General features: G+C 62.2%; 9 protein-coding genes and 2 pseudogenes. 7 read left to right on the top strand and 4 right to left on the bottom strand.

The window, feature by feature from the left end; all coding sequences use genetic code 11:
- A partial coding sequence (locus GSQ83_RS12230) for a sugar ABC transporter ATP-binding protein (protein WP_158803181.1) occupies positions 1-1,085 on the bottom strand: 1,085 nt, incomplete at its 3' end.
- A gap of 34 nt (positions 1,086-1,119) precedes the next feature.
- Positions 1,120-2,067, bottom strand: coding sequence for an ABC transporter substrate-binding protein (locus tag GSQ83_RS12225; protein ID WP_159014713.1), 948 nt, complete (start codon positions 2,065-2,067; stop codon positions 1,120-1,122).
- Here GSQ83_RS12225 and GSQ83_RS29870 point away from each other — a divergent pair.
- Positions 2,054-2,224 (top strand): hypothetical protein, encoded by a 171-nt coding sequence (locus GSQ83_RS29870; RefSeq protein WP_159014714.1) that lies wholly within the window; start codon positions 2,054-2,056, stop codon positions 2,222-2,224. The two genes, GSQ83_RS12225 and GSQ83_RS29870, sit on opposite strands and share 14 nt — an antisense overlap.
- Before the next feature lie 10 nt (positions 2,225-2,234).
- Here the strand turns inward: GSQ83_RS29870 and GSQ83_RS12220 are convergent, their stop codons facing one another.
- Positions 2,235-3,185, bottom strand: a complete 951-nt coding sequence (locus GSQ83_RS12220) for an ABC transporter permease (RefSeq protein ID WP_158803179.1) — start codon at positions 3,183-3,185, stop codon at positions 2,235-2,237.
- 171 nt (positions 3,186-3,356) lie between these two features.
- On the opposite strand from GSQ83_RS12220, the gene GSQ83_RS12215 reads away from it, so the two are divergent.
- The 6 genes and pseudogenes from GSQ83_RS12215 to GSQ83_RS12195 all read left to right on the top strand — a co-directional run bounded on the left by GSQ83_RS12215 (position 3,357) and on the right by GSQ83_RS12195 (position 8,264).
- Positions 3,357-4,097 carry a FadR/GntR family transcriptional regulator gene (locus tag GSQ83_RS12215; protein ID WP_216850078.1) on the top strand — a complete coding sequence of 247 codons (741 nt, stop codon included), beginning with the start codon at positions 3,357-3,359 and terminating at the stop codon, positions 4,095-4,097.
- Between the two features lie 52 nt (positions 4,098-4,149).
- Positions 4,150-5,346, top strand: a complete 1,197-nt coding sequence (locus tag GSQ83_RS12210; RefSeq protein ID WP_158803178.1) for a mandelate racemase/muconate lactonizing enzyme family protein — start codon at positions 4,150-4,152, stop codon at positions 5,344-5,346.
- A 2-nt stretch (positions 5,347-5,348) separates the two neighbouring features.
- A complete protein-coding gene (locus tag GSQ83_RS12205; protein ID WP_158803177.1) occupies positions 5,349-6,116 on the top strand; it encodes an SDR family oxidoreductase in 768 nt (255 codons plus the stop codon).
- A 227-nt stretch (positions 6,117-6,343) separates the two neighbouring features.
- Positions 6,344-6,595: pseudogene (locus tag GSQ83_RS31210) on the top strand (phage integrase N-terminal SAM-like domain-containing protein); the annotation flags it as partial.
- 91 nt (positions 6,596-6,686) lie between these two features.
- Entirely contained in the window at positions 6,687-6,950 is a 264-nt protein-coding gene (locus tag GSQ83_RS12200) for a tyrosine-type recombinase/integrase (RefSeq protein ID WP_158803187.1), read from the top strand.
- A 113-nt stretch (positions 6,951-7,063) separates the two neighbouring features.
- Positions 7,064-8,264, top strand: a pseudogene (locus GSQ83_RS12195) (IS91 family transposase).
- A 450-nt stretch (positions 8,265-8,714) separates the two neighbouring features.
- On the opposite strand, the gene GSQ83_RS12190 reads toward GSQ83_RS12195, so the two are convergent.
- On the bottom strand, positions 8,715-9,623 hold the full coding sequence (locus GSQ83_RS12190) for a LysR family transcriptional regulator (protein ID WP_158803176.1): 909 nt from the start codon (positions 9,621-9,623) through the stop codon (positions 8,715-8,717).
- Positions 9,624-9,692 lie beyond the last annotated feature (69 nt).

The following is a 9,692-nucleotide window of genomic DNA, read 5'->3' as shown; positions in this document are numbered from 1 at the left end:
GGAAGAGAGATATTTTCGCGGATCGAGTGCGGCAGAAACAGCCCCTCGCGGTGCCTTTCGCCTGGGACATAGACGATGCCAGCCTTGATGGCCCGCGCCGGCGATCCGTGGGGCAGGCTGGTGCCGTCCAGCGTCGCTGTGCCGGTCCAGGGTAGCAATCCGAACAACGCACGCACAGCCTCTGCCTGGCCGTTGCCCTGGATGCCGCCGAATCCCACGATCTCGCCAGCGCGGACGTGGAAGGACAGGCTTTCGAACCGTCCGGGGCTGGACAGGTTCTCGACCACCAGCCGGTCGGCGCCAGCGGCATGCGAGGCGCGCGGCGGATAGGCCAGAGCCATCTCCCGCCCAACCATCATGGCGACCAATTGTTCGTGATCGACCTCATCCCGATCAACGGTGCCAACCACCTCGCCATCCTTCAGCACCGTGATGCGGTCGGCGATTGCAAAGACTTCCGGCAGGCGGTGGGAGATAAAGATCACCGCCGTCCCGTTCTTCTTGAGCTGGCAGATGATGGTGAAGAGATGCTGTATCTCGGCAGCATCCAGCGCGGAGGTTGGCTCGTCCAGAATGAGCACGGCGGGGTCGGTCGTCAGTGCCCGCGCAATCTCGACGAGCTGGCGTTCGGCAACGGTGAGGTCGCGAACCGGCGTGTCGAGCGCGATCGACACGCCGAGGCGATCGAAAATTGACTGAGCGCCCTGATCCATCGCGCCGCGATCGACTAGAACGGCACCGCCAGGCTCGCGCCCGAACCAGATGTTCTGAGAAACATCGAGATCTGGAACCAAGCGCGTGTCCTGGTAGACCATCGCGATGCCGAGATCCTGGGATTGTTTCGGCCCCGTGATTTGCACGTCTCGGCCACGGATCAGGATGCGGCCAGCCTCAGGCTTCCAGACGCCGGCAATGATGCGCATAAGCGTTGATTTGCCGGCGCCGTTCTCGCCCATGAGGGCATGCACCTCGCCCGGCCGGCACGCGAAGGACGCGCCCTTGAGGACGCGGACACCCGGGAAGCTTTTGTCCACGTCGATGAGTTCAAGCGCGTTGGTCTCGTTCGCTATCTCGGGCCTATCCACGTCCAACATCCGGTCGGGCTCTCTGTTCGTGCGATCAGCCAAAGAGCTTCTTGAGTTGATCGTCCGTCAGAAGCGTGTCGACAAAGACGCCATCGGGAAGGCCAGGCTTCATGAACTGGGTGTAGTTACTGTCGTCGATCAGCAGGGGATAGATGATCTGACGCTTCGGCATATCCTGCCCGGAAAGCAGCTTGACAGTAGTGCGGAGCGCGACGACGCCTTCCCAAGAAGGCTCGGAAACGCAGGCGATCTTGAACTTGGGATTACTCGCCTTCTGTGCGTCGTACAGCTTGAACAGGCCATTGTAGTCGTCGCCGGTGGCGGGCACGAGAGGCCGGTTGGCGGCTATCATCGCCTTGAGTGCGCCGGCGGCGTCTTGCCCACCGTCGCACCAGATACCGTCGATCTGGGGATACGCGGCCAATAGATCGGCCATCACCACCTTGGCGCGGTCTTCCTGCCATGAGGCATCCTTGAAGGCCAGAATCTGGATACCTGGTTCGAACTGAGATTTTGCGCCGGCCCAGCATCCGGCTGTATAGGAATTGCCGGGCAGTCCACCGAGGGCGACGATCTTGCCCTTGCCGCCAAGCATATCGTTCAGGGCCTTACCGGTGGTGGCCCCCTTCTTCTCGGGGTCGGTGCCAATGTAGGCCGTCCAATGCTCACCTTCGACGGGAAGATTGAACGGAACGACGATGATGCCAGCGCGGGTCGCCTTGCGGAAGGCTGGGACCACGGCTGTGCCGGAATTCGCGATGCATAGGATGGCATCGACGTTCTGCACGATGAGATCGTCGAGATCATTGACCTGCTTGCTGATGTCACCCTGGCCGTCAACTACGATCAGCTCGTAGCGATCGGTATTGAGCTTGGCCTCGTTCAACATCGAGGTCAGGCATTCTGTGCGCCATGTATTGCCTGAAAAACCGTTGGAAAATCCGATACGCAGCTTGCCAGGTTTGCTGATGCCCTTCGCCATCTCCCCTGAGCCGACGATCTTCGCGCTGCTGATGGCATCAGCCAAAGCAGTGGCGCCGCTCGCCGCAATGGCGACGAGTCCCGCCGCGCCAAGCCCCACTTTCAGTGCCTCGCGACGCCGCATCATGATCTTCTTCATGGTTGTCATCCGTGTTTGATTGTTGTTGATTATGCGGCCGTGCGCGCGCCGAGCATGCGATACGCGACGACGCTGATCGCAATGAGCACCCCTTGGATGACGTACTGCGTCCCCGTGGACGCCTGGGCGATATTGGTGAAGCTGGTGAGCTCAGTCACAAAGAGAGCACCGGCGATGGTGCCCGCGACACTGCCGATGCCGCCCGTCAGTGCCGTGCCGCCGACAACGACGGCCACCACCGAGGTCAGCAGGAACTGATTTCCAATGCCAAGGCTGGGATTGCCGACATAGGCGGTGACGAGAAGACCACCGAGAACGGCGAGGACCGAGCTGAGGGCGTAGGCCGTCACCACCACTATGCGTGTGGGAACCCCCATTAAGCGGGCGGCAGCTTCATTCGCACCCACCGCGTAGATCCAGCGGCCCAGCGTCGTGCGCCGCATCATGTAGGCGACGCCGATTGCCACCACGAGCCAGCAGATCGCGCTTGCGGGAAGGCCGAACCAACGTCCTTGCCCGATGACATTGAAGGCATTCGCCGACGATCCGTGCGGCGCGCCGCCTGTATAGACCAGGGCCAAACCGAACAGAATGGAGTTCATGGCAAGCGTCGCGATTATCGGGGCGACGCGCAAAACCGCGATCAGAAGTCCGTTTATTATACCCACGGCGGTGCCGAGAAGGACGCAGCAGATGATGGCGACGGCGATATTCTGGTTCTGGCCGAGCATGAGGCTGGTCGCCACGATATTCGTCATCGTGACGACGCCCGCGACGGAGAGGTCGATGCCGCCGGTCAGAAGAGCCATCGTCTGTCCGGTCGCGACCAGACCAAGAAACGCGGTCACCTGAAGGATGTTGAGCATCTGCGCGGGCTTTAGCATCGCCGGCGAAACGATCGCCGCCACGATATAGAGCAGAACGACGGCGGCCCAAACGGGGGACCGGCGAAACAGGGTCGATGCTCGAGCCCCTATCATCCAAACCTTCCTCCCCTGGCCGCTTAAAGGCTCCGCCCCTTTTTCGGGGACGGTCATTGTCTTGGGCGAGTCCCTTATTGCAAGGCATCTAACATGGCCAATATCCCATGACAAATAGGTTGCGACATCTTTCATAAGATCATAGCTTGAGCTATCAGATAGGTTCGCCCGATGGGACTGGAACAAGAGGCAAGTGCGCCTGGGGAAGCGGTCCCGGACGCGCAGCCCGCAAGCCTCGTCGATCGCGTGATGTGCGAAATTCGCCGCCACATTCGCGACAATGGCCTAGCAGTCGGCGCGACCTTGCCAAGCGAGGCCGAATTTGCAACGCGGCTTGGTGTGTCCAGGGCGGTTGCACGGGAGGGGTTCCGTGGCCTGGCGGCGCTGAAACTGATCGATGTCGGCAATGGCCGGCGGGCGCGCGTGGCGGCGGCGGACGAGTCCGTCACCAGCCTGCTAATCGAACACGCGGTGCATACGAAGCAGGTTAATATCCAGCAGATTCTGGACGTGCGCCGGTCGATTGAATTGCGCACCGTTGTTTTGGCGGCTCTCCGGCGCACGGAACGGGAAGCCGCCGACATCACGGCGGTCGCGGCGGATATGCTGCGTCACTTCGACAAGCCTGCCCGAGTGATGGAATTGGACATGCAGTTCCATGAGTTCATCGCCCGCGCATCTCGCAACCCGCTGTTTGCACTCCTTGTAGGATCCTTCCGGGTGGTTACGCACGAGACCTGGGCTATCGGCTGGGCCAGCCGCCCGAACGACGCCGCAAGGCGCGAAAGCGTCGGCGGTCATTCGGTCATCGCTGCGACTATTCAGGACCGCAATCCGCAAGGGGCGGAGAAAGCCATGGCAGATCATTTCGACCTCACCATCAAAGCACTTCTTAACGCCGGTGTGACCTGAAGCCGGGCGCCGCCGCACAGTTGGCCGCCGACAGGGACGATTGGAAACGACCATGAAGATAACCGCGATCGAAACGCTCTCCACGCGGGAGTTCGAGAATGTGCTGTGGGTACGCATCCATACTGATGCAGGCGTCATTGGCCTTGGGGAGACGTTCTACGGCGCGGGCGCGGTGGCATCTCACATCCATGATACCCTTGGCGCAAGACTGCTTGGCCGTGACCCGCTGCGCATCGAGGCGATCCACAAGGAACTCGTCGATCTGCCAATGGCGCAGTCCAGCACAGGCACCGAGTATCGCGCGGCCTCCGCCATCGACATTGGCTTATGGGATCTTTGGGGCAAGGCCACGAACCAGCCCGCGTACCAGCTGCTCGGCGGCCTCTGCCGCGACAAGCTGCGCGTCTACAATACCTGTGCTGGCTACCAGTATGTGCGCAACCTGGACATCCGCCCGGTCAATACCTGGAATATCGGGACGGCGGGTCCGTATGAAGATCTGCAGAGCTTCACGACGGATGCCGGGATTCTAGCCGAGAATCTGCTTGAAAGCGGCATCAATGCTATGAAGATCTGGCCCTTCGACCCGGCGGCGCGCGAGACCGGCGGGCTCGACATCTCGACTGGACAGCTCAAGGCGGCGCTGAAGCCTTTCGAACTCATTCGAAAGCGGGTCGGTGACCGCATGGAGATCATGGTCGAGTTCCACTCGCTCTGGAACCTCACGACCGCCAAACGCATCGCTCGCGCCCTGGAGCCTTTTGAGCCGACCTGGTTCGAGGATCCGATTCGCATGAACTCCAGTCAGGCGCTTGCGGAATATGCGCGGTCCACACATGTGCCGGTCTGCGCCAGCGAAACGCTGGGGTCGCGCTGGGCCTATAAGGAGATGCTTGACCGCGATGCGATCGGTATCGTAATGGTCGATCTTTGCTGGACGGGCGGACTGACCGAAGGGCGCAAGATCGCCGCCATGGCGGAAACCTATCACAAGCCATTCGCGCCGCACGACTGCATCGGCCCGGTGGGTTTCGCGGCGGCTGTTCACATGTCCTTCAGCCAGCCGAACACCCTCATTCAGGAATCGGTACGTGCCTTCTACACTGGCTGGTACAAGGAACTCGTGACTGAAGTGCCGGTGATCCGCGATGGCTACGTCTATCCAATGGAAGGTCCTGGCCTAGGCACGGAGCTGCAGGCCTCGGTATTCGAGCGATCCGATCTCGTGGTGCGGCGGACGGATGCTTAGAAATGTCCAAACTTTTTGACCTCTCGGGCAGAACAGCCCTTGTCACCGGATCATCTGGCGGCCTGGGGCTTGTGATGGCGCGTGGCTTGGCCGAAGCGGGCGCGGCCGTCGTACTCAATGGAAGGGACGCAGCGAAGCTCGCAGCGGCCAAAGAGGGATTCATTGAGGCGGGATATACGGTCTCGGTCAGCGCCTTCGATGTTGCGGATGAAGCGGCCGTGCTGGCGGGTTTCGCGGCCTTCGATGAAGCAGGCATCGACATTGATATCCTCGTCAACAACGCTGGCATCCAATTCCGCAAGCCTATGATCGACCTTGCCGTCGCGGATTGGCGGCGCGTGCTGGAAACCAATTTGACGAGCGCCTTCGTGATGGGACGCGAAGCCGCGCGCCGTATGATCGCGCGCGGCAAAGGCGGCAAGATCATCAATATCGGATCTCTGACAAGCGAGGTCGCGCGCGCCACGGTCGCTCCCTACACGGCTGCCAAAGGCGGCATCAAACTGCTCACCCGGTCGATGGCGGCGGAATGGGCAAAGTACGATATTCAGTCCAATGCCATAGGGCCGGGCTACATCATCACAGAGATGAACAAGGCGCTGATCGAGGATAAAGCCTTTGATGCTTGGGTCCGCGGCCGTACGCCGTCCGCACGCTGGGGAACACCCGAAGATCTGATCGGAGCAGCCGTGTTCCTAGCATCGCCAGCGTCGGATTTCGTAAACGGGCAAATTCTGTATGTGGACGGGGGCATGCTTGCCGTTCTGTGACTGAGCAACGTCAAGCCTCGGAAGACCTTCGCGCAAGCGTCGGCGACATTTGCGAGGTTTAAGCGAAGGCACGATGTGTACTAACCCGCTGCGCGGGAGTCGCGTGGTCGCGCGCGATAGGTTGAGCAATCCGGCGTAGTCTTCCGCGAGGCCGGTAATCGTTCGTTGTTCATCTGACTGCCCCGTTTGCAGGACCGTGGCGCGCCACACCTGCATAGGAGCAATCGATGACCCCGCTTCGCCAACGCATGACCGAGGACATGGAGCTTCGCGGCCTCTCGCGACATACGCAACGTGCCTACGTCCAATACGGCGCCATATGCGCCCAATGCTTCCACAAATCGCCAGAACTCCTCGGGCCTGCCGAGATCCAAGCCTTTCAACTCTATCTGACCCAGGAGCGGCACCTATCGCCCAGTTCGATCGCCGTCGCCGTCGCCGTCGCGGCGCTGCGGTTCCTCTACAAAACCACCCTCATGCGCGACTGGAACCTCGACGAGGTCCTGCCGTTCGGCCGTCGCAGGCCACAACATCTTCCGGTCGTGATGAGCCCAGCCGAAGTCGCCCACACTGCTCGACCTTCTGCGCGACTATTGGCGCACTGCCCGTCCCAAGGAGTGGCTGTTCCCCGGCGACGTCCCAGGACAGCCGATCACCCCATCGGCCGTCGAGGACACCTGTCGCATCATGCGGCGCCAGCACGGCATCGGCAAACCGGTCACGCCGCACGCGTTGCGCCACGCCTTCGCGGTGCATCTACTCGAGAGCGGTGCTGACCTGCGCACCATCCAGCTACTGCTCGGCCATCGTAGCCTGAACACCACGGCCCGATAGCTGCGGCTGGCGACCCACAAGGTCTGCGCCACCGCCAGCCCGCTGGACGGCCTGCGGGCAGCCCCGCCTGCAGCGGGAGAGGCGGCGCCGGCACCCGCCTGAACCCGGCCGCAATGGCCGGCAACACGCCAGAGGTCGCGGAGGTATTCCGCCGCTATGGTGAGGCCTATCGGGCGCTGCATGGCGCGTCGCTTTCCACCGTGCAGCGCCAAGCGATGCGAGCGATCGAGCTGTGCCGCACCGCAGCCCTCGGCGGGCATGTCGAGCGCTGCGACGGCTGCGGTCATCAACGCATCGCCTACAACTCTTGTCGCAATCGCAACTGTCCTAAGTGCCAGTCACTGGCTCGCGCCCGATGGCTGGCGCACCGGCAAACAGAATTGCTCGACGTACCCTACTTCCACGTCGTGTTCACCGTGCCGGACGAGATCGCCGTGATCGCCTTCCAGAACAAGCCGGTCGTCTACGACATTCTGTTCCAAGCCGCTGCCCGGACCCTGCGCCGGATCGCCGCCGACCCGGCGCACCTCGGTGCCGAGATTGGCTTCCTCACCGTGCTACACACCTGGGGGCAGAACCTGATGCACCATCCGCATCTGCACTGCCTCGTCCCCGGCGGCGGGATCTCGCCGGACGGCAATCGCTGGGTTGCTTGCCGGTCGGGCTTCTTTCTACCGGTCCGCGTGCTGTCGCGACTGTTCCGAGGTCTGTTTCTGCACGCGTTGGAGAAGGCGTTCACAGCTGGCAGGTTACGCTTCTTCTCGGGCCTGCTGCCATTGCAGGAACGGGCGGCGTTCCTGCGTCACTTGGCACCAGCGCGTAAGTCGGAATGGGTCGTCTTCGCCAAGCGACCCTTCGCTGGCCCGGAGCAGGTTCTCACCTACGTCGGCCGCTACACTCGCCGCATCGCCATCGCCAATAGCCGACTACTCTCCATCGACGATGGCAGGGTCCGCTTCCGCTGGAAAGACTGCCGCCGCGGCAATCCGCACAGCGCGATGACTTTGACCGCCGACGAGTTCATCCGCCGCTTCCTGATCCACGTCCTGCCGGACAGCTTTCACCGCATCCGCTACTTCGGGTTCCTCTGCAATCATCAACGCGAACGCAAACTCGCCCGCTGTCGTGAACTACTCGGCATGACGCCACCCGACCCATGTGAGCCGAGATCCGCCACGTCGGCTGACTACCGTGCGCTCCACCCTGGCCAGCACATCACTGACAAGCTGCCCGGCCTGCGGCCGCGGGCACATGCTAGTCATCGACGTTCTGGCACGGCCAGCCAAATCTCGCTGGATCTGCGACACCTCATAACGATCGCGGCACCCCAATCCCGATCTGTCGGCCGGCTCCGCCCCACGGACCGGACGGGCCCCGCTCGTGCCCCGCTCACCCACACCGGCTCGACACCGCCCGCAGCAATGAATCCGCCTCGTGCGTGGCCGTTGCCAGTGGTATGGCCGGTCCGAAACGCCCCCTCCTTGCCCGCCGCTACCTGCTTCCCAGCCCACGTCACGGCGCGTCCTAACGCGAGCCGGCGGCAATCAAAACCCATAGCTCGCTTCTACGGCCCGCGGCTTAGCCCAATTCGTTTTTGCCTTACCGGCGCGGTAATCGCCAGCAGCACGGCTCGCTGTCGCCATCGCGCCGCCAAGGCAAAAACGCTCTCAATTACCGCGTATTAGCGGCTCCGAAATATATCGACGGTTTGGAATCGTACGATAGTCGCGGAGGGAGAGAGTGCCGCCTCGTGCGCCGATCAAATCAGGCCGAATGTCGGACTGCGAGCGGTGACCCAGTGCGCAGTATGTCTTCGACGAATTCGGCGAAGGCGCGTGCCTTCGCGCTCGCGAGTCTACCGGTCGGGAAGACAGCCCATAAGTCGATGGTAGGGAGCGTCCAGTCCGCCAATACGCGCTGAACAGCGCCGCTCGCAAGTTCGGGTGCGAACATCCAGTCCGATGTTACAGCCAATCCCATGTCTGCGAGCACCCCTGCTCGGATACCTTCCGCTGCGCTGAGGCGAACGCGTCCACGTACGGTCGCTGTTGCCTCGATGTCGCCTTTTCGGAACGACCAGGTGTCGTCGAGCTGGCTGTAGACCAGAGCATGATGATGGACGAGATCGGCCGGGGCCTTGGGTAGGCCAGCTCGAGCTAGGTAAGCGGGTGTGGCAACCACGGACCTGCCGCCTGTGGCCAGCTTGCGAGCTACAGCAGTCGAGTCGCTCAGTGTGCCCATGCGGAGCGCGATGTCGATACCTTCCGCCACGACGTCAATGACGCGATCGTCGAGAAGCACGTCAATGTCGAGTGACGGATGCATCGCCAGGAATTCCGGCAGTCGTGGGATGATCATAAGTCGGGCGAATGTCGTTGCCGCAGAGACCCTGAGCCGCCCCGACAGTCCGGCGCCGGCGCCACGCGCTTCCAGCTCTGCTTCGTCAGCCTCCTTGATGGCAAGACTCGCGCGCTCGTAGAAGCGCAGGCCCGCGTCAGTCGGGGCGAGGGCGTGCGATGAGCGCACCAGCAGGCGCACCTGCAAGCGATCCTCAAGCTGTGCGATCGTTTTCGACACCGCAGGCTGCCCAACGCGTAGCTGCCGCGCCGCCCCCGAAAAGGAGCCCGTGTCGACCACACGCACGAAGGTGGCCATGGCCTGAAGACGGTCCATTATTCCTCGCGAGAATACACACTATCGCTTCGAGCAGTCTGCTCACGGCCATCGGGAATGGCAATACTC

The sequence above is a fragment of the Acidisoma sp. L85 genome, assembly GCF_009765865.1.
Classification (GTDB): Bacteria; Pseudomonadota; Alphaproteobacteria; order Acetobacterales; family Acetobacteraceae; genus Acidisoma.
The sequence above is the reverse complement of the archived record's forward strand: the minus strand, read 5'-3'. Positions and strand labels throughout refer to the sequence as shown.

Coding starts and splice junctions, on each gene's coding strand:
- GSQ83_RS29870 (WP_159014714.1), top strand. CDS start 2,054: ATGCCCTTCGCCATCTCCCCTGAGCCGACGATCTTCGCGCTGCTGATG.
- GSQ83_RS12225 (WP_159014713.1), bottom strand. CDS start 2,067: ATGGCGAAGGGCATCAGCAAACCTGGCAAGCTGCGTATCGGATTTTCC.
- GSQ83_RS12220 (WP_158803179.1), bottom strand. CDS start 3,185: ATGATAGGGGCTCGAGCATCGACCCTGTTTCGCCGGTCCCCCGTTTGG.
- GSQ83_RS12215 (WP_216850078.1), top strand. CDS start 3,357: ATGGGACTGGAACAAGAGGCAAGTGCGCCTGGGGAAGCGGTCCCGGAC.
- GSQ83_RS12210 (WP_158803178.1), top strand. CDS start 4,150: ATGAAGATAACCGCGATCGAAACGCTCTCCACGCGGGAGTTCGAGAAT.
- GSQ83_RS12205 (WP_158803177.1), top strand. CDS start 5,349: ATGTCCAAACTTTTTGACCTCTCGGGCAGAACAGCCCTTGTCACCGGA.
- GSQ83_RS12190 (WP_158803176.1), bottom strand. CDS start 9,623: ATGGACCGTCTTCAGGCCATGGCCACCTTCGTGCGTGTGGTCGACACG.